A 22,685-nucleotide genomic window follows, 5' to 3' on the forward strand; every position below is an offset into this window, starting at 1 on the left:
TGCTCGGCCTATTAACTTAATTGATTTAATAAAGCGTCAAGTTCTTGATCACTAAGGCCTTCCAAGTCATCGATTGCGGTGTCGGATACTGGCTGTTGTGGCACACTTTCCTGCATTTCATAACCTATCGATGCGGCAAATTCACGTGTAAAGTCTGCTAAATCATTAACGGACATATCATCACGCCACTTCTGCGCAACATCCGTGGAAATACCAGAATGACGATGGAAATTCGGATCACCGACTAAAATCTCTGGAGAGGTCATTAAGTTAGATGAACCCGAATAGGGTTCAAGCATGGCTTCCTCATAAGGGACATTTAGGAACTCACATAACGCCCTTAACTCTTCGTTTGGCTTCGCGATGAGGTCCTCAAATTTAATATTCCATTGACGGTTTTTTGGGATCTCTTCCAAAAATGACTCAATAGTCCGAGTGGCAAGATTCCACTGAACCTCTGCTAAGTCCTCCGCAGGAACGCCAACACCTTCGGAAAGTAGGTCCAATCGCGCCTTTTTATGTGACTGGATCATGCCACAAGGGTGTCTTTGTAGATTAATAAAGATTGCATCCTCAAACATCAACTCAGCACGGCGAAGCACATCAATACTGTGTGAATAAACAGGTGACTTATCGACCAAAACTCGCTCACCAAGTCTATTGGAAATATCCGCATAGACAGATTCGATGCGATTGTCTGATAAATACTGCGCCATGACATCCTCTGCAAATTGGTCGTCACAATCATATACATGCTTGATTAAACTAAGTAAACCATTGTTCCTATACTGATCATTACCGCTAAATGCAGTTTGTCTTGCTGCTAAATCTTTAAAACACAACAGCTCCAGTTCTGGTGGCGCACATAAGTGGCTGTTTGCAGCCATCATAACCCGCAGCAAGGTTGAACCTGCACGCGGTGGACTAAGAATAAAGACCTGTTTTCTTTGTAGGTTTTGTAACACTGGTAGGTCTTGGTTGGCCGCATTAAAGCGTTCAACATATCCCATATAGTCTTGCCAAGATAAAGGCTTCTTGTGTGTTGACAAGGACGTACTTTGCCCCAGTATCTTAGCGGTAAGCTCAGGGTATTGTTGATGGACATACGCTGCTTGCGCACTAATCGTTGGAGCTTCAAAGATGGCTCTTACATAAATATTCACACCGAACTCGCGCTGGAACTCGCTAACAAAGTTCATACCAAGCAATGAATCTCCACCTAACTCAAAAAAGTCATCATCAAGCGAAATAGCATCCGTACCAAACAACTTAACCCAAATACCGTAAAGTTTCTGCATAACTGGGTCATCAGATATGGTCTGTAAAGACGCGGCATCCGTGTTGCTGTCACCTGCAGTATCAGTGCCTGAATAAGTCCATTGCATCACTCGTGCATTCAAGTCTGCTGTTGAAATAATCAGCTGTTTTTGCTGTTTATAGGCGAGCGCCAGTTCAAAAGCATGCTCTCCTTCTTCAGCTTCGATCGCCATTTTCATCAAACCAGATTTATCTTCTTGAGCTTGCTGGTCCAACTTCCAAGCATCCCAGTTTAAAGTTGTCCATCCTTTATGGCCCTTGCGGCGCATTGCTTCACAAAAGCCGTCCAAGTAAGCATTACTCGCAGCATATGGCGCATAACCAAGCCCACCTAATACAGAAGAGATAGATGAGAGCAACAGACAAAATTCGGGCTGTAGTTTTTCATAGACTTTAGCGAGGTTGTGCACCCCTTGAGCTTTAGGTGAGAACGAGGCATTAACATCTTGAACACTCAGTGCATCGAGAGTGGCAAAGGCATAATGACCCGCACCATGAATAATCCCTGTAATCTTGCCAGATACCTCGACAGCTTGATCAAAAGCACGTGTTAACTGTGTCAGGTCTGACACATCAGCAGCATGGTAATGCACTCGTGCACCAAGCTGCTCCAGTGTATGAATCTTATCCAGTTTTTTCTGTAATTGGGCATCGCATTCTGATGACTCTCTCAACTCATTCCATTGCTGAGGTGGCGCTAACTCTGAGCGACCAATAAAGTGAATCGTAATACGGGCTTGTTTCGCCAGAGATTGAGCTAACACAAAGCCTACATTACCTAACCCTCCAGTGATCACGATAACACTGTTGTTCTCTAGCGTATTCGGTGTTTCACTGATAGACCTTGAGTAGCGTTGATAAGACTTACACCAACGCTGGTTTTGTCGGTAAGTTGACACCTTATTTTCAAGGTTCAGGGACAGCTCTGTGCATAATGTTCGATTGAAGGCTGTTTCCTCCAAATCACGAACGCTATCAAAATCAACGACCTTACAATCTAAATGAGGTAATTCCTGATTGAGAACAGTTGTCAATGCAGGCACCATTGTCGCAAGAGGTGATACACTATCATCACCAAACACATTGAATGCACCTTGCGTAACACTCAATACCGGTAATTTACCTGAAAGTGGAAAAGTGCCGAGCGCTTGACACGCATTCACTAAACCGTCGTAGGCATATTTTCTATCATCAGTAAATGACTGAGTATTACTTTCAATTACGTTTAATGGCCAGAAATTCACCATGGCTTTAGGCACTATTTGTAAATCGTTTAATTCTTCTGCCAAGCGACTGAAACTATCGCGATCTGCGGGGTTTACAGAATACTGCAAGTGTCCAAGCTTTTTAAATTCATTGTCTGATGTTACTACAATCGCGTGTTCGGAATGTTGATACAGGCGCATAGCTTGCCCATGATCATCAGCAAGAACCAATATAGGGCCAAGCTCAGCCCATGAGCTCGTGGTATTACTAACAATACTTTGCTGCCACACTGGCACATAAAACCAATCAGCCGGATCAGTGCATTTGTGCAACGCACTTTGATTCATTTTACTCGCAAAATTACTGCTATCTGTAGCCTCTACCCAGAATTTTTGTTTCGAGAACGCATACCCTGGCAAACTAACGCGTTGTAACTTCTCATCCCTATAATAAGCATACCAATCAATATGTAAGCCATTTTCCCACAGCTTCGCAAGCGCTTCAGTCACTTTATGCGAGGCGCTTTTTACATCCCCTTGAGATGGCAAAGTATCAATAACAGGCACTTTATTTGCCAAGCCTCTGCGTGCGAGCTTAGTTAACACTGCGCCAGGACCGACTTCAAGCAAAATACAATTTGAAATTTTGGCCAACTGTTGCAAGCCATCAAAGAATCGAACAGGTTCGCGAATATGATCTAGCCAATACTGGGGCGTTTGTACTTTTTGTGCATTGACCCAGTTGCCCGTAAGGTTAGAAACAATACGAATACTCGGTGCATTAAAAGTGACGTTATTCAACGTGTCAGCAAATTCTTCCATCGCAGGGATCATCATGGCACTGTGAAACGCATGAGAGGTAACCAAAGAACTGGTGCGCACGTTTTGCTCTGACATTTTCTGGGCAAACGCCGCTATCGCGCCGCTAGGTCCTGAAACCACACATTGCTGTGCGCCATTTATTGCAGCAATATCAATACATTCATCAAGTGATGATATCAGTTCTTGTTCGCTTAGCGCGACCGCTAACATAGAGCCTGGTGTTTGCTTTTGCATCACTCGGCCTCGAGTGGCGACTAAATATGTCGCGTCTTGCAATGAAAACACACCAGCCAAGCACGCCGCGACGTATTCCCCCAAGCTATGTCCGATCATCGCTTTTGGCGTAATACCATACGACATTATTAACTTTGCCAGTGCATACTCAACACAGAAGATCGCCGGCTGTGCCAACCATGTCTGATCTAGCTCCTGACTTAACGGTGAGTTATTAAAAATAACCTCTACTAAATTCGCTGATAAGTGCGTTTTAAAGTGTGCCGAGCACGCTTCAAATTCTTCTCTAAACACCCGCTCTTGACTAAACAGCTCTTTAGCCATCTCAAAATATTGAGTACCTTGTCCTGAGAACATAAGACACACAGAATATTTTTTATCCGCATCGACTGTTGTGTATTTTTTGCTGCTTGCAAGTGCTCGAAGTTGTTCAATTATCTGCTGAGGATTTGAACCTGTAACCGATTGACGTAATTCATGATCTTGCCTCCCAACTCTGAGTGTGTAAGCAACATCGGCCAAATTCAGATCAGGATTACACTCTAAGTGGTTAGCTAGCTTAAGTGCTGAACTTGCTAAACTATCCGCATTTTTTGCTGATAATTGCAAAGCAGAATATGGACGCAACACGAGACTCTCTTTACGAGTGGGCGCTTGCTCAATAACCACATGAGCGTTGGTACCACCAACACCGAAAGAGCTCACACCTGCAATTCTTTTTGCAAAGCTTGACGGCCACGGGGTTAGCTGCGTATTGACATAAAATGGGCTTGAATCAAAATGGATTTCTGGATTTGGTGACTCAAAATGCAATGATGCAGGCAACTTAGCTTCTTCAACTGACTTAACCGCTTTGATAAAACCGGCAACACCCGATGCAACATCCAAATGACCGACATTGGTTTTTACTGATCCGATAGCGCAAAATTGTTTATCATCCGTACCTTCTCGAAAAGCCCGAGTTAATGCTGCAACCTCAATAGGATCACCCAAAGGTGTGCCAGTACCGTGTGCTTCAACATATCCGATGTCATCAGGTGGGACATCAGCAATAGCTTGCGCCATAGAAATGACTTCAGCTTGACTATTGATACTGGGCGCAGTGTAGCCAATTTTATCGTGACCATCATTGTTAATAGCGGAACCTCGTATTACCGCATAAATATGGTCCCCATCATCGATCGCATCTTCTAACCGCTTTAGCACCACCATACCAGCACCATCACCAAATGTCGTACCATCGGCTTTGGCGTCGAACGCTCGAGTGTGTCCATCTGATGAAAAAATGCCGCCTGCTGTGTGATGTTGACCATATTGATACAACAAATCTACTTTTACACCGCCAGCCAATACCATATCCGCTTCATAACTCAATAAGCTTCTGCTTGCTAAGTGAATCGCCACTAAAGAAGTTGAACATGCAGTACCAAGGTTGACACCTGGCCCTGTCAGACCAAGCTTGTATGCAATGCGGGTTGCTGCATAATCCTTATCGTTTGCGATCATAATTTGCATGGGGTTAACAGCCTTGCTGGCTTCTTGGTTTTTAAATACATGATTGAGTAGATAAGTACTAAACCCAATACCAGCGTAGATACCAATTTTAGAGTCCGTTTTTTCAGGACAATAACCTGCATCTTCTAAAGCCAAATGAGCATGTTCTAATAATAAGCGCTGCTGTGGGTCCATAATGCTAGCTTCTTTTGGTGAGTAGCCAAAAAACTCAGCATCAAAGTATTCAATGTCCTGTAACCTGTTTGCAACAGGTACAAAATTAGGGCTATTTAAGGTGCCCTGATCAATTCCAACCTGTAATGCCTGCTCTTCATCTAGGATGGTAACTGACTCAACTTGATTAGTAATATTATTCCAGAACTCAGATATATCTCGAGCACCAGGAAATGCGCCTGACATACCTACAATGGCAATGCGAGAAAGGTGGTTTGAACTATCCATACTTTTTCCGTAAATAAATTATTGTTGCAGCTTAGAACTCAAAGTCTTCAGGAGTGCCCATTATTATTGGGTATGATTGGAAATCTCTTAGATCGACCTTAGAATCAGAAGCCGGCCTTGATTTTTCAGTTCGCAACCGTATTGCGATAGACCGACGAGGGACATTAGACAAATTAGAATAACTACCATGAAAAGTCAGGCTATGGTGTACACTAAAGCAACCAGCTGGCAAAAGCACAGGGACCTCTTGCCACGACGATTTTTGCGCTTCATTTAACTGCCCTAGTATGTACTCCTTTGGTGAGGATTGAATGTCATAAAACCCCCATTTATGAGACCCAGGAACCATTTGAACAGGACCTGAATTCTCCTGAACATCAGAAATTGCTATCCAGACGGTGAAAATTTCACTGTCTGGCTCAAAATACTTTTTATGAAAGAAATAATCTTGATGCCAGCCGATATTACACTTTCTCGATAATGCAGCGGGTTTATGAAACAGCTGTGTGCCCCATATCTGTATAGCTTTTGCATCTAAAACTTTAGCTAGCATATGTGCCAAGTCCGTATTTGTAACCAAATCATATATGGCCTGATTGGCTACGTGGACCTGATTAATGTCTCGTATTGTGTCTCTTGGGTCGTATGATTGAGCAGCCGTATCAATTGGCTCAATACCAGTGTCGTAGAAGCCATCCATTACATCATCCATGGCTTCATGTAAAATATCTAACTGTGCATCACACAATAATTTAGGAGCAACCCAAAACCCTCGCATTTGATACTGCTCCCGAGCGAGGTTCATGTCTGAACTCATGTACAATCCTTTCTGGCAATTCATACCAGTTATTTTTTTTGTTATCTTCCAAAAAAGGACTTATTACCACCGTCTAACAAGCTAAGAAGGGGTCACCTTCGTTTACTTCGACGTAGTCTTTCAAACTAATTAGTGAGTGATTAAGCATGCCTTTTAAATGCTTTGTTGCCGCAGGTGTCACATCAAACTGCGTTGCTTTAATATTTATATATTCAGGTAATAATGTTGGTGTGATTTCGTAAACAATTCGACCAGATGCAAAACCAGACGGGTGTCCACCTAACTCCCAACAAATTTTATTGGCACTCTCTTGACGAATATTGACATCGATTTGATTACGATTGACTTGCATGACAAATTTATCGTCTCTTGGCCAAGAGATATCTTTGTTGTACCACGAAGTAATTGCCTGCTTGTTTAGCAAAGCTTCTTGCACTAGCTGCGCATTTTTATTAATAGTAAAGCTTCTAGAATATGCGTTAGTGCGCACACCAAGTCTAGTTTTTATATCTCGCCATTTTTCTTCGGCTGTGATCACTAAAGGTCTTGGGGATAAAGCGGTAGAACGCCACCAAGGGCGACTATAAAAAAACTGATTGACAGAGCAAGTCATCTTGTCGCCACGACTCTCGTTCTCATGCCACCATCCCCACGGAATCACAAGAATTTCTTTTTCCTCTAGAATAAACTCAAGCATGTGTTCATACGCTTTATACACATTAGGAAAGCGATTAAAGTCGGGATTATCTAGGTCGACCTGACTAAACCACCAACCTACGGTGACGTTCGCTGGAAATGGGTAGAGATTTTTAGTTTGTGAGTAGGGGAAAAGCCTCACTCTTTTATTGCCGTGTAGCTGAAATAAGAATCCATCGGCGTGGTCATAATGCAACGGTTCACGATGCCCATCTGGGCCACACCAAATATTGAAACCACTCTTTTTCTTCAATCCAAAGCGACTTACAATATTTTGCATCTGCTCAATTTCAAGCGCAGTATCGTCTATTTCTTGCTGAGCATAATAAATTCGATTTTGAAATGCGGTACCTGAACGCAATTGGTCAGCATATTCAGAAAAAGTCGTCGCTTGCATTGATTTAATATAGAGCTGCCAATCACTTTTACTGCCGCTAAATTTTTTCTTTCCGTAATATCTCACATTGCATGGGAAATCCCCTAATTTGGACTCAAGGTAGTCAACATCCCAAGTGGGGGTTTCATTCAAAGCGTTTGTAATAATAAAAGGAACGCTATTATTTAGATTTTCCCTGACGATTTTTTCTATACCTGGAGTACTGAAATCAATCCGCTTTATCTCACCAACCATACTTCATACATTCCCTTTACAACAAACCACAAATTAAATGGAATCCCCCCTTCTATTAGGGTGAAACCAAAAAACAACATACGGAGAACAAAAATAAACACTAAAAAAACTAGTGATTACATTTTATCTATATAAAGTTATCACACAAAACAATTGCATTTCTACGTAAACACCTAAATAAAAAGGAAGAAATTGAAAAAAAATGAAGTTTAAACGAAATGACGACAAATTCATTTGTAGGTTAAGTTACTTTGTCAAGAGCAAAAAACGGCTTAATTACGCCCAAATCAATTGCAAAAATGATAATAAAAAAACCGTAAAATTAACATATATGAAACACTATTGTTTTGCCTTATTTTTCCACTCCCTCGTTTATAAAACACCTGCGAATTAGAGTTTTCAAATTTGGTTCGATAAGCAGCAAGTGACAGATTTTCAAGGCTTTCATGTGTGCGCTCTTCGCCGTAATCCAAACGCCAGAACCACACAATTCCTTTCACTTGATTAAGTGATTCAAACAAGTAAGCATCTAAAAACTCTCGACTAAATGAAGCATTGAAGCGTTCAACAATCCCATTTTGTTGTGATTTTCTAGACAGTAAATAAACTAATTCGATATTATGTATTTCGCAGCAGTCAGTTAGACTTGCTGATATTAATTCAGGCCAGTTGCATACTCGAATTTGTTTCGGTAAATTACGTTCCGCTTTTAATTGTTCAAGCGCCCTAACAACCCGTCCAGCAGGTAAAGAAGGATCCACCTCAATGGCCAAACATTCCGTGTGCCTTCATCCACAATATTGAGCGTTCTAAATCGTTTTCCGCAATATAAAGTGTCATGCATAAAGTCTAGGCTCCATTGATGATTTGCTTGAGCAACAACTTCTAACGGCTGCGCTATTCGCTTAGGTAACACACGTTTCACCTAGCGTTTTAGGTTTAAACCCATTTGGCAATACACCCGATATACACGCTTATGGCTAAACAGATAGCCTTTAAAGCGAAGTCGCCCATTGCGTTTCGAGAACCCAGCTATAGAGGGACTTTTTTAATTCTGCATTGATAGTATCGTATCAATGGCAGGCAGTGTCAGCCTTTCGCCAGTCTTGTTCTTGGCGGTAGTGAGTAGCGCCGCTTAATCCGTGCTTTCGACACACCTCTTCAACCTTCAAGCCGACATCGATTTCTTTAAGTACCGTGCTGATCTAGAGATTCTGCAAAACGTGACTTTTTACTGTTGGCGATATTACAGAAAACTCTAATTAAACATGTCTCATGTTAAGGGAAGTGGATGCCTGTAAGATAGAGAGTTGTTCATATTTAAATAGTGTAATTATGTTCTGAGCTACAAAGTAAAGGAACTAGCAGATAAAAAGACGTACTTTAAATGGTGTAACTTTGTTCTAAAGAGCACTTAATAACCAACCACGCCCCCAAGGGATACGCTAATAAAATAGTGTAATTTCGATCCAAGCTGATTTATTGTGTAAAAAAGGGGAAAAAACCATCCTGAAACCCACTCTCAATACCCCAACTTACGCTACTGAAAAACTGAAGATTAGCTGAACAAATAAAAAACACCATAAAAATTATAAGCTTAATAAATGAGCATCAACATTTACTACTCAAAGATCAATATCACACCATATAACGGAAAAAAGGGTTAGATGGTGTAATATTGATCTGATTCAGCTTGCGTCGTTGTGAATAAACTCGGTTCAGAATGGTGTAGATCGGATCTTTATATAGTGGAGATCAGATCTACACCATTTTAGAAGTGTCAATTATGTATTTTTTGGGGATAGGTTAACTCATTTTAATAGTGTAATTACGATCTGTGCCAAAATTCTGTGCATAAAAATGTGCAAAAGCTGTGTGTAAAAACCCTTGTAACCAGAAAATATAGTGTAAAATCGATCTGAGAAAGGGTGTGTTATTGATCTAAATATAGTGTAATTACGATCTAGAAAAATCAACATTGTCATTATAAATCAATAAATTAAAGAACATATTAGTACATCTAACCTTATTACCTATATATATTAACCAATATATTAATCATATTACCTAAGGTAATACATACATAACCTAGATAGCTCAATGTAATCTATGCTAATGCAAACATTGTATGGCTTGTGCTATGTTTTTTTGTAAAAGCAACATTTTCTGACATTTTAATTGAAAAACATGCTTTTTTTAAATAATATTGTTTTTATAAAATCTAACAGGAAAAAACGATAATGGCGGTTGACTTCGATGCGATGGCCCTCAGAGCAAGAACCTCTTTAAGGGAATTAAGCGAAGATATTGATACTTTAAAGGCTGAAATTGATTTTAAAGGCTTACCTACTTACACAAAAGCAGCTGTTTACAAACAATTCCAAAAGCTTTCTAGAACAAGTGTTGATAAATATATTGCTGAATTAGAAGCTGAAGGTACAACGCTGCAAAAAAAAATACACGGCTCAATAGAAGTATATAACCTATCAATTGAAGACATCATCAAAATATACGAAAAAAAAGGGGAAAAGAAATGGCGTGATAGACACGACGAAGCTACCGTCATTTTCGTTAATTCTTTGAAAGGGGGTGTAACAAAAACGGTTTCTACCGTTTCTATAGCTCAAGGCTTTAGATTGACACCTGATTTAGTGAAAGAAGATCTTAGAATAGCGGTGATAGATATGGACCCACAAGGCTCAGCGACCATGTTTTTAAATCACCATTACACTGTAAATAATTTTGATTATACTGCAGCTCAAATTTGTGTTAATCCTCATTTAAGTAGAGAAGAAATTTTAGAGAAAGGTTTTGTCAACTCAAATGTACCGGGTGTTAAGCTAATGCCTGCGTCAATTGAAGACGGGTTTGTAGCCAGTTCGTGGATGGGCATCCATGAAGAATTAAAGTCAGAAGGCTACAACACACCGGTCTATGATTTGCTGAAAACAAATCTAATTGATAAAATCAAACACGACTTTGATTTTATATTTTTGGATACAGGTCCTCACTTAGATCCTTTATTGATGAATTCATTTGTAGCAAGTCATTTCTTAATCATGCCCGCCCCTCCTGCACATGTAGATATGCATTCAACATTGAAGTTTCTTGAACGCTTACCTTCGATGATAAAAGAAATTGAAACCAATGGTTCACAAACAAATATTATCGGTTTTTATGGTTTTTTAACAAAGTTCATTCCTTCAAAAGAAGAGCATAGAACATCACAAAGGCATTATGTTAAAACCCTTGATGATATGCTCCCTGAGAATCTGCCAAGTTCAGAGGCTTTTAACAAAGTTGGACAATCTTATGAAACTGTTTTGACAATTCAAGGCAAAGATTATGACGGTTCAAAAGTAAGTTTAAAGTTGGCTGCTGACGCAGTTAAAAAACTTGCATCAGCCCTTTTCTATCAAGTAGAAAGAGATTTGGAGAAGGTGAAATAATGGCACTAAAGATAAAAGCCAGAATGGAAAATGTATTACCTGAGTCTAAGCTTGCCGATGGTTCTATTGAAAAATTATTTCCATCAGGTAATCGAGTTCGTTTCTATCCGTTTGAAATAAACTCGAGTGATATTCCTGACAATATAAAACAATCTAAGTTTAATCCGCGTCGGTACAATGATCTGAAGCTACCAGCAATACAGGACATACTACCCTCAATTCAAGACGCCAAACGTAATACATATCATATTTATACCGTTGGTTCGAAAGATAATTATAAAGTAGTTGTTGGTTTACGTCGGGTTTTTGCGGTAAAGCAAACTGAAAATGCTGTGTTAATTGGGTATAGAGCTGCACATCTCGAAGAGGTAGATGAAAGGTATCTTGCTCAGTTTTCAGATGTCTATGTAGCTCCTTCTTTTGTCGATATAGGGCTGACAATTTCTATAAATGAGGAGTTTTCAAAGCTTAGTTCACGTGTACTTGGAGATATCTTCAAAGTGAGCAAAGATACTGCAAATATGGCACAAAGAATCTCAAAGCTACCTAAATCTCTTTGGGAGCTTTTTCCTGCATATCAACATATTACATTTAGATTTGTAAAAGAGCTAACCGGATTAAATATATCAGAAGAAAAATTAGAGTCAGCGGTGCAATACGTCAAATTCAAGTTTGAGAGTGATATTGATGCCTATAAACAACAAGATAATGAAAGAGATTACGCTGTATTATCAAAAAAAATAGAGCAAATGTTATTGGCAAAACTAAGGCCAAAGCAAGTTAAGCCAAAAAATCCATGGGAAGCTAAGTTCGATTTTAAACAAATTTCAACAAAGCTAGATGCTAAAGGGCGTTTGAACATTACTTTCTCAGAGAGTATCCCTGAGGATACCATTACAAAAGTTGCAGACTTACTAAAAAGAGAGTTGAGTTGATATTTCATAATGTCTTCTCAAATCTAACTGAATAGATAAGCGGCCCTGTTCTCAGAGCTGGAGGTAAATATTGTCATGAACCATAAAACAGTAAAAGTTGGTAACTTACCAGAAAGCTTTCGCGAGCAGGTGAGAGATATTCAAAATGCGGACGAGGTTTTTCAATTATCGCGCTTTGTTGATACTGGGGTGATGGGTGAAAAATCAGGGCTCGTCGTTTCTAATACATTTCAGAACTATGATCTTTGGTCTCGCTTTGTGAGAGAAAAAAGGCGTCCCTCCCTACTCTCTGAGGCAGATAAAGCGGTCACAAAAAGGAAAGTATCAGACAAAATACAAGGAAAAGAATATCAGGGCCGAATAGAGATAACCCCCGCAATAATCAGCAAAAAAGATATTGATTACATTGCCTACCCATCCGATCGAGAGGAAAAAGTTGAGCGCGCTCTGATACGTTTAGCATCCAAAGGAAATATCATAGCGATTAATGGAAAAATGGGCGAGCGCTATGCTGTTGCGTTTTCATTGAAAGAGCTACAAAACGAAATGAAATCTGTAAATCAGACCTTGAATTTACCTGATCTAAAAGAATCTTTACAGATATTAAAGTTAGCGAGTTTACGCTTGGTTTTAGATGTGGTTGATCCTGCGACTGGTGATGTGGAGCATTATGATACAACTACAAACTACTTAGATGCAGTTCATTTTAGTGGCGAACGAGGTAGAACAAGTGTTAAATGCATTGCAGTGCTTAACAGTATTGTTGCTTCAAAAATTGAAAATGTAGAGTACAGAGGGTATTTATTTGAACGTACACAAAGTTTTAGCCGTTCACTATCCCGGTGGCTGGCTGTAAGGCTTTATACTATGTTCCGTTATGCGGCGACTGGGAAAAGTTATCATTTCATGCTGGTTGACCAAATGGTTAGATTTGGTGCCATTGAAAGCAATAATATTGAGAGTGGCCGTTTAGTCGCAATTAGGCGTGATATGACGCAGACGATGAGAGATTTTATCGAGGCTGATATTATCCATGACTATGATGTTGAAAATAGAAAGGATGAGCATGATGTTATTGTTGACTACAAATACACCATCTATCCTAGTCAACGCTTTACTGAGGAAGTTATCGGCTTAAACAAACAAGCAAAGGCCATTGAGCTTAAATCAGTAAATGAAGAGGAAATGAAAGATTTGATAAAATAAACTGTCGAGCGCCAGACAGATAAAATATCTTCTTGCCAGGAAAGGAATTTTAGGTGAGTGAGAACGTATGCTCCTACCGTATATAGACTTAGACCCCAATAGATATAGTGTTTTATGTAATATACACCATGTAAATTGGGTAGTGTTATATTCTTTTTATAAATGCCTAGTCACTCTTCTATGTGAGAAACTACTTTCGCAGCCCCGTTAGTAATTCTTTAATATTCCTGAGCTTATCAATTTATAAACATCACTATTACCTTTCTGATATGTGTTGTTATTAATATTATAAACTTGTTGTTATATGATTTAGAAATGTTACACTCCGTTGGAGCAAAACTCTCCAAAATAAACTAAGAATAACAAAGAAATATATTCAGATGTCGATTGATAATAAGGACTTACCAGAAAACGGAATTGCTGTTATAGCGACTACCTGCCGTTTTCCAGATGCCATTACGGCGTCTAAATATTGGGAAAATATTGCCAGCGGTGTGGAATCAATTAACGAATTAAGCGCCGAAGCTAAATCATCCATACCTGATGCTATCTTAAAACAAGATGACTACATTCAAGTAGGAAGTTTTGTTAAGGATGTAGAATTTTTTGATGCTGATTTTTTCCAGTTTACCCCCAGAGAAGCTGATGTCACAGACCCACAGCAGCGGATATTTTTAGAATGTTGTTATGAAGCGTTAGAGCTCGGTGGATACAGGGGCTTAGATTCAACTAAGTCTGTAGGCGTATTTGGTAGCACAGCCATTAGTAGCTACTTATTGAATAATCTATGGAAAAATGATGAGGTCTTCTCTTCTATTGGTGAAGCTGCGGTAGCTTACGGCAATGATAAGGACTACCTGGCAACATCAGTTTCATATAAGCTGAATCTCACTGGTCCTAGTATTTCTGTGAATACAGCGTGCTCCTCTTCTTTAGTTGCTATAGTTGAAGCGTGTAAGAGCCTACTCACATACGAATGTGATGTCGCGCTTGCTGGTGGGGTTCGTATAGATACGCCGCAAGAACAGGGGTATCTGTATAAAGAAGGCGGCATATTCTCTAAGCAAGGCCAATGCCATGCATTTGGTGAAAATGCTGATGGAACTGTTTTTGGCAATGGGGCTGGCGTCGTTTTATTAAAGCGTTTGGATGAAGCCTTAGAAGACGGTGATACCATAATGGCTGTTATTAGAGGGTTTGCAACTAATAATGATGGCTCTGATAAGGTTGGCTTTACCGCTCCAAGTTTAAATGGACAAAGCAAGGTTATTTCGGAAGCCATCGCGATGGCGGATATTGACGCTGAGACTATTGGGTATATCGAGGCGCATGGTACAGGCACTGAAACAGGTGACCCTATTGAGATCGCGGCATTAAAGGATGCCTTTTCGACAAATGAAAAACAGTTTTGTGCGCTAGGCAGTGTTAAATCAAATATCGGCCATTTAGTTTCTGCGGCGGGTGTCGCTGGGTTTATAAAAGTAGTAAAAGCGCTAGAAAGCAAACAACTCCCCCCTACTCTTCATTGTGAACATCATAATCCAAGCATTGATTTTGAAAATAGCCCCTTTTTCACTAACACGAGTTTGTGCGATTGGAAAGAAGGTAAAAACCCACGGAGAGCTTCTGTTAGTTCTTTTGGTATCGGGGGAAGTAATGCACACATTGTGTTAGAAGAAGCGCCGAACAGAAACGCATTACCTGAATCAAATGCATCTTCTTTGATGGTGCTATCTGCAAAAACGCCAACTGCGTTAGACAGTCAGAGATCTTTATTTGCTACATTCATTGAATCAACGCAACACCGGCTCGCAGATTGTTGTTATACCTTACAAACAGGCAGAGAACACTTTGAGTATCGCTATGCCATAGGTGTGCAGAACAAATCTGAAGCCGCAAACTTACTTTCAAAAGACACATTGTCGATAAAAGCATACAAAAACCCTAAAGTTACGATGTTATTCTCAGGTCAAGGTAGTCAGTATTTTGAAATGGCAAAAGAACTCTACGAAAAGAATGAAACGTTTAGTTATTGGTTGGACAAAATAAGTGATGAATTTACGCCACTTATTGGCTGTGATCTAAAAAGTGTGCTTTACGTCTCTGCCTTGGATGACAAGGGCTTAGAGGTGCTTAATCAAACATGGTTAAGTCAGCCTGCTATATTTGCGATAGAGTATAGCTTAGCGAAATTATGGCAGTCCCTTGGTGTCGATATGGCGCAAGGGCTAGGGCACAGTATAGGTGAATACACATTAGCATGTTTGACTAATGTAATGAGCTTGGAAGATACAATAAAAATAGTGTCTGCACGTGGCCGGATTATGCATAAGGCGACGCCAGGGAGCATGTTATCAGTTAAGCTGGCAGCAAGTGAGCTGGTTAACAAGCTTGGTGAAAATAGTGTGATCGCTGCGTACAATGCCCCCCATCTATGTGTTGTTGCTGGACCAAGTGAAGAGATTTCTGAATTACAATCAAAGCTATCGAGTGAGTATGTAAAAAGCCAGCTGCTAAAAACGTCGCACGCATTTCACAGTCCAATGATGGATGAAGTTCTAGATGAGTTTCGAGTTGAGTTTCAAGATGTTAACTTAGCTGCACCTGATAGGCCGTATGTCTCGAGTGTTACAGGGAAATTAATTAAAGCCCACGAAGCCACATCAGTAGACTATTGGGTCCGTCAGTTAAGGGAGCCCGTTCAATTTGAGCGTGGCGTCAACACGCTCCGAGAGTTAGGCAATCAACAAGTCTTTCTTGAGGTTGGCCCTGGAAATGCGCTGGCACAAATCACGCGGAAAATTATTGATGACGAGCCTGCAATTTGCAGCTCGTTGCCACACCCCTCTCAAGAACAAGGTGCACTTGAGTTTTTCACGCAAATGGCTGGTCAAGTTTGGTGTTACGGTGTTGCATTGGATTGGTCTCAGTTAAATAGTGAGATAGCACCTAGAAAAGTTCACATGCCAACATATCCATTTGAAAAACAATATCATTGGATATCCCCTCCGGCAAATAAAACGCAAAGATTACAAAAATCGAGGTTGGATGAATGGTTTTATTTGCCGAGCTGGCACCTTGTGCCTGAGTCCGCTTTTGCTGCGAATCAACCTATACCGTCTGAATTAAAACTCGTGTTTGGAGAAAAAGAACTACTCAGTGATATGCTTTTTGGTTTGGTGCCATCATCTGATGAAGTGATTTTTATTGGTCAGGGCGAGCACTTTGCTAAGGTAAATAACGGCTACGAAATGCGATTTGATGAAAAGAGTCAGTATACAATGCTCTTTTCTTCTCTAGAGCAATTGCTAAGCCAATACCGTCAGTGTCATATTGTAGTTGCGTGGGACCTAAATGCACCGCTGGAAAAAGCATATGACGCAACGACGTTATATCGAAACCTGTTTGGCCTCATTTACCTTGCCCAAGCGCTACAAGATACAGCACAGCACTTGCCCTTCAAGTTGACAGTAATTAGTAATCATACAGAGCACCATGCTCAGTCACAATTATCGCCTGAAAATGCACTGGTGGCGCCATTGCTTGCGAGTATTGAAAATGAGATCGGTAATTTGCAAAGCTGTGCTGTATCGATAGCGCCAATTGATAAGATAGAAGAAGATGCTAAAAAGGTATTGCATTGCCTATTTAAGCAATACCAGACCGGCCAACTTAAGTACGAAAAAGAGGCTGTATGGAAAAGAGACCTCCATCAAATCAATTTATTGCCAGTATCTGAGTCGATCCCCAATTTAACAGCAGGCGGGACCTATGTCGTTATCGGTGGTCTGGGCGGTATAGGGCTTGTAACGGCTAAGTGGCTGGCCAGTAGTCAAGATATTAACCTAGTTCTCATAAGTCGCTCTGGTGCGCCAAGCAGGAGTACTTGGAAATCGATAATGGACCAACCAGAAACCTCCCCCGAATTGCGAAATAAAATAGCGTGTTTGTTGGAACTAGAGCAGCGCGTTAACAATCTAACAGTGCTCAGTGCTGACGTTTCTGATTTTAATAGTTTACAGCAAGCTTTTGCTCAGATTATTTTTGAACATCAGGAGGTTAATGGTGTGATTCATGCAGCAGGCATGGCAAGTATGACACGCCTGATCGCAAAGTCAGAACAAGATATCCGCGACGTTGTGGAATCGAAAATCCAAGGTACGGTGAATTTATTTAAATTACTCAACCCTGAAAAAATGGAATTCGTTTTTCTTTACTCTTCCATTGCATCATTTGTTGGTCGAGTCGGCCAAGCTGATTATTCCGCGGCAAATAGGTTTATGGAGTCTTATGCAGAGCAAATGCGTGCACATTTTGAAAATGTGGTGACCATTAATTGGGATACTTGGCAACAGTCAGGTATGGCTGCAAATACGAATATTGACCCTAAGTTTCAGGCCCAAAAAGCACATGAACTTTCGCTTGGTATTACTGATGAAGAAGGGGTTGATGTGTTGAGCAGGGTGCTTGAAAACAGGCACTTAAACCAAATTGTAGTTTCAACTAGGCCATGGCATGCAAGAGTCCAATTAGCCAAATCTCAGCATAATGTGACTCAGGCTCCAATGCACAAACCTCGATTCAAGAGAGACGCAGTTAAAGAGTTCGATGCGCCAGATAGTCAGCATGAAAAGATCTTAGCGGATGTATGGCGTAATCTGTTAGGTGTTACGCAAATTAGCCGTTTCGATGATTTCTTCACACTAGGCGGGGACTCTGTGCTAGCCTCGCAAGTTATTTCGCAGCTTAAAAGTGAATACGGTATTACTGTACCTATTTCTAAGGTTTTTGCACTCACCAAATTGAATGAACTTGCATCTGAGCTTGTTGCTTCTAAAGACTTGGGTAGACCAGAGTCTGAATTTTTATGCCATCGCCCCACCACCCTACCCCTGTCATATTCTCAAAACAGGATGTGGATTCAGGAACAAGTCGCAGACAATGCATTGTTTAATATGCCTGTCTCAATACAATTTTCTGGCCATTTAGATACAGATAAATTAACGGCTGCGTTAAATATAGTAGTCCAGCGTCATGAAATCTTGAGGACGCAATTTGTGACGCGCAATGGTATGCCAGAACAGATAATTTTATCGTCTCTGGATATCGATGTGCCGGTGAGTGATCTTAGTCATCTATCTGAATTTGAAGCCAAAAAGAAACTTTCGGAGATAGAGTCACTGTTGGCGACTAAACGTTTCTCTTTAGATTTAGCGCCTTTGCTTAGGTTTCATTTAGTTCGTCTATCTTCTGAACTGTGCCATGGAATACTGGTCTTTCATCATATGATATTTGATGCTTGGTCAGCGAAAATAGTACAAAGTGAACTGCTGGAAGTGTATTCACAGCTGCTGGCCGATTGTAAATCTGTTTCAATAGAGCCTAGGCATCAGATTGTACAATATGCTGATTTTACAATTTGGCAGCAAGCACAAGTTGAAAACCAATGGGCTACATCTCAACTTCCGTATTGGTTAGAAAATCTAGCCGACAGCCCTTCAACTTCAACCATACCATCAGATTTTAAGCGTCAAAATAAAGGCGTGTTTAACGGTGACTTTATTCGCTTTGAGATCGATGAAAAACTCACTTCATCACTCAAATCATTGGCGCAACGATCAGACGCTACCTTATATATGGTGTTGCTTGCAGGGTTTAAACTGTTGCTGTCACGGTATAGTGGGCAGCTCGATGTGATCGTTGGTTGTCCAATTTCGAACCGTCATCATAGTAACGAGCTTGATAATTCAGTGGGTCTGTATGTGAATACATTACCACTAAGAACGCAAATTTCCCCTTCAAATGGCTTTTTGTCTTTACTGTCGAGCGTTCGACACTGTGCTTCCCAAGCCTATGCTCATCAAGATCTTCCATTTGATATAATAGTTGAGAAACTCGGTAGTAACAGTGCCTTACCATTCTTTCAGACTATGTTGGTTCTGCAGAATTATCCTACGCCAAATCGTCATGGTGACGGTCTAGAATATCAAATGCAAACATTGTCTAATGGTGCGTCTAAGTTTGATTTAACGATGTTTATCGAAGAAAAAGATAATGTGCTGAGCGGTCAAATAGAATTTAATACGTCTCTATATAATGAATCTACAATCAGTGCGTTAGCGAATAATTTCTTAAGCTTGATGTCGAGCTTGTCAAAAGAGCCCGAATCTCCAGTTTCTGAAGCCTTACTCATTAAAGATGAAAGTGCAGATGCTCTGGGCAGTATTCTGAGGGGGCCAAAGAAGGACCTCCCTGTAGAGAGCAACATTGTTACGTTGATCTGCGAAAAACTTCTCGAAGAACCTCATAAACCCGCTTTATATTTTGAGGGGGCAATTATCACTCGGGGTGAGCTAGAAAAGCGCAGTAATCAGTTTGCACATTGGCTAATCGAAAGCGGTATTGATAAAGGCGATAGAGTCGGTATCTTCCAAAATAGAAGTATTGAGATGATAGTTTATATTTTGGGCATATTGAAGGCTGGAGCAATTTATGTTCCACTTGAACCTGACTATCCACAAGAACGTTTATCGTATACCGTTTCAGATGCCCAGCTTAAACTGGTCGTGTGTGATGATATGAGTATACTCAAAGAGTTTGACTCGACATTTGTATCTAATCAGCATCTTCGCACATTACTTGATAAACAGCCTCACAGGCCTGTGAACCTCTGTCTAGAACATCATGACTCGGCTTATATTATCTACACCTCCGGATCTACGGGCCGTCCCAAGGGCGTTGTGAATAACCATGGGGCTCTATTGAACCGTTTGCGTTGGATGCAAGAGCAATATGATGTGTCTGAGAAAGACCGAATCTTGTTTAAAACACCGATCGGCTTCGATGTCTCTGTGTGGGAAATATTTCTTCCGTTAATGACGGGAGCGTCAATGATTATCACACCACATGGACTTCACAAAGAACCAGCAAAGTTAGTTCAGACTATTAAAGAACAAGCGGTTACATTGTTGCACTTTGTCCCTTCAATGCTAAACGTGTTTTTGCAGATCCAGCCGCAAGGTTTAAATGGGGTTAAAAGGGTTGTATGTAGTGGAGAGTCGCTACCAATCAGCTTAGTCAATCAGTTTAAAGTTTTTTGCCCAAATACTCAGCTAGAGAATTTATACGGACCTACAGAAGCGGCCATCGATGTCACGATGTTTGATTGCAATATACTTTCTGAGCATGCCGAAAGTGTTCCGATAGGGATACCAATTGATAACACACAAATTTACATTTTAGATGAGCAATTAAAACCTGTACCAATGGGAGTGATGGGGGAATTATACATCTCCGGTGCTAATCTAGCCTCGGGCTATTGGAATAAACCCGAACTTACCTCGACATTATTCCTGCCAGATCCATTCACATCATGTGGAGGGAAAATGTATAAAACAGGTGATTTAGCGAAGGTTAATGTACAAGGCCAAATTGAGTATCTGGGTCGAGTGGATGATCAAGTCAAAGTCAACGGTGTGAGAATCGAGCTGGGTGAGATTGAATCTCTAATTTGTGATGAGCCAACTGTTCACAACTGTGCGGTAGTCCTGATTCAGGATACGCTTCAAGGGGATACTTTGATAGCTTATTATACAGGTGACAATGTCCCGAAATCGATACTCAGATCTCGCGTTAACAATCAGCTCCCAGTCCAAGCGCGTCCAAGCTTCTTCATACAACTTTCTGATTTACCAATTACCGATAATGGGAAGTTAAATCGAAAAATGCTTAAGCAATTGGATTACAAATCTCTATTGCACAATTTTGATGATAATGAAGTGAAAAAAGAGCTTGTCGCTCCGAGAAATGAATTAGAAAAATGGGTTTTAACACAATGGCAAACTTTACTTGGCTCGGAGGATATTTGTATTCACGATGAGTTTCTTTCAGTAGGCGGTAATTCACTTGCTGCCATGAAGGTGCTTAGTGCAATCAATGAAGAGTTCTCAGTTTCTTTAACTCTAAAGGAATTTATTGAGCAAGCTACGGTTGCCAATATAAGCAAAGTAGTATTAAACAGCATGCTTTTGTCTACCGAGGAAGCAGAGTAGGTATACACCGATATTTATTTGCTAGGATGTAAAATGGATAAGAATACAGTAGATTTTGATTGTCTTTCCTCAGAGGAACAGCTTGCACTTTTAAAGCGTCTAAAAAACCGTGCAAAGCCCAATAAGAATAAAGTAAAAAATGAAGAGAAAGAGCTGGCTACAGAGTTCCCGTTATCTTTTTCGCAGCAACGGCTGTGGACATTAAGCCAACTCGATGAGCAAAATCTAGCTGCTTATAATATTCCCGCTGCGATAAAAATTACCGGGGAAATTGATTTAAAAGCCATTTCTTTGGCTTTCAATGAGGTCGTCAAAAAGCATGATGCACTGCGTTTGAAGTTGATGGTAAAGGAAGGTAAACCTTACCAATCTGCAACTGAAGCTAGCTTTTTTGATATTCCTCTTGTAAACCTTGCTTCAAATGAGGTGAATGCATGGCTCAAGGGCGAAGCCAGACATATTTTTAAGCTTGATAAAGAAAAGCTATATCGTGTGCAGTTATTATGCACAAATAACACCGAACATATCTTGCTTATGAACTTCCACCATTTGGTTTTCGATGGTTGGTCCATGGACATATTTAAGCGAGACTTTATTCAAGCCTATGATCAGCAAGTTAAAACGGGGCATATATCACTCGTCCCCTTGTCTGCACAGTATGATAGCTATGTAGAAGGTCAACGGTCCTACCTACTTAGTGAGCAGCGGCAAATCGATTTAGATTATTGGCAAAATAAACTTAAAGGCTGTAACAACCTAATTGAACTGCCATGTGATTTTGCTCGTCCACCGACTCAATCATTTGTTGGAAAAAAGCATAGCTTTGTATTAAATGCAACACTGGCTGAACAAGTGAAGCAACTCGCTCAATCACGTAATGCGTCATTGTTCATGACTTATCTTTCTGCTTTTAAACTGCTTTTGGCCCGCTACAGCGGTCAGTATGATGTATCCATTGGAACGGCTGTTGCGAATCGGCAAGATGCAAAGTTTGCCGACCAAATAGGCTTTTTTGCGAACACTTTAGTATTGAGGGATCAATTATCGGCTACATCGAGCTTTTATGAAGTTCTTGAGTGCGTAAAGAGCACGAGTTTAGAAGCTATGTCACATCAGGCATTACCATTCGAGACTTTGTTGGAAAAAATTAACCTTCCGAGAAGCCTTTCGTACTCACCGTTATTTCAAGTGATGTTCGTTATGCAAGACATTATTGATAGCAATAGGGTGAGCCTTAACGGTCTGACATTTGAAGAAATTGCAATTGATAATGAAACAAGCAAATTTGACCTTTTATTATTTATTTACCTCCGAGATGGCAAGGTCACTCTAAACATCGAATACTGCAGCGATCTATTTAAAGCCA

The 22,685-nt window shown here is 40.4% G+C and carries 8 protein-coding genes and 1 pseudogene; 5 read left to right on the forward strand and 4 right to left on the reverse strand.

Features of this window, described 5'->3' with window-relative positions; all coding sequences use genetic code 11:
- Nucleotides 1-11: 11 nt before the first annotated feature.
- The 4 genes and pseudogenes from N480_RS08930 to N480_RS24980 form a co-directional block, all read right to left on the reverse strand.
- Nucleotides 12-5,534: a type I polyketide synthase gene (locus N480_RS08930; RefSeq protein ID WP_063372168.1), complete on the reverse strand. Its 5,523-nt coding sequence runs from the start codon at nucleotides 5,532-5,534 to the stop codon at nucleotides 12-14.
- A 31-nt stretch (nucleotides 5,535-5,565) separates the two neighbouring features.
- Complete coding sequence (locus N480_RS08935; RefSeq protein WP_063372169.1) at nucleotides 5,566-6,351, reverse strand: phytanoyl-CoA dioxygenase family protein; 786 nt, start codon at nucleotides 6,349-6,351, stop codon at nucleotides 5,566-5,568.
- 73 nt (nucleotides 6,352-6,424) lie between these two features.
- Nucleotides 6,425-7,678: a cupin-like domain-containing protein gene (locus tag N480_RS08940; protein WP_063372170.1), complete on the reverse strand. Its 1,254-nt coding sequence runs from the start codon at nucleotides 7,676-7,678 to the stop codon at nucleotides 6,425-6,427.
- Nucleotides 7,679-8,091: 413 nt separating this feature from the next.
- A pseudogene (locus N480_RS24980) lies at nucleotides 8,092-8,814 on the reverse strand (integrase core domain-containing protein); the annotation flags it as partial.
- Between the two features lie 1,104 nt (nucleotides 8,815-9,918).
- On the opposite strand from N480_RS24980, the gene N480_RS08950 reads away from it, so the two are divergent.
- The 5 genes from N480_RS08950 to N480_RS08970 all read left to right on the forward strand — a co-directional run.
- Nucleotides 9,919-11,127, forward strand: coding sequence for an AAA family ATPase (locus tag N480_RS08950; protein WP_063372172.1), 1,209 nt, complete (start codon nucleotides 9,919-9,921; stop codon nucleotides 11,125-11,127).
- Nucleotides 11,127-12,062, forward strand: a complete 936-nt coding sequence (locus N480_RS08955) for a hypothetical protein (RefSeq protein WP_063372173.1) — start codon at nucleotides 11,127-11,129, stop codon at nucleotides 12,060-12,062. Before N480_RS08950 ends, N480_RS08955 begins: the two co-directional genes overlap by 1 nt.
- A gap of 75 nt (nucleotides 12,063-12,137) precedes the next feature.
- Nucleotides 12,138-13,268, forward strand: coding sequence for a hypothetical protein (locus tag N480_RS08960; protein ID WP_063372174.1), 1,131 nt, complete (start codon nucleotides 12,138-12,140; stop codon nucleotides 13,266-13,268).
- A gap of 380 nt (nucleotides 13,269-13,648) precedes the next feature.
- Nucleotides 13,649-21,319, forward strand: coding sequence for a hybrid non-ribosomal peptide synthetase/type I polyketide synthase (locus N480_RS08965; protein ID WP_063372175.1), 7,671 nt, complete (start codon nucleotides 13,649-13,651; stop codon nucleotides 21,317-21,319).
- A 33-nt stretch (nucleotides 21,320-21,352) separates the two neighbouring features.
- A partial coding sequence (locus N480_RS08970; RefSeq protein ID WP_231102244.1) for a condensation domain-containing protein occupies nucleotides 21,353-22,685 on the forward strand: 1,333 nt, incomplete at its 3' end.

The organism is Pseudoalteromonas luteoviolacea S2607 (genome assembly GCF_001625575.1).
Taxonomy (GTDB): domain Bacteria; phylum Pseudomonadota; class Gammaproteobacteria; order Enterobacterales; family Alteromonadaceae; genus Pseudoalteromonas; species Pseudoalteromonas luteoviolacea_E.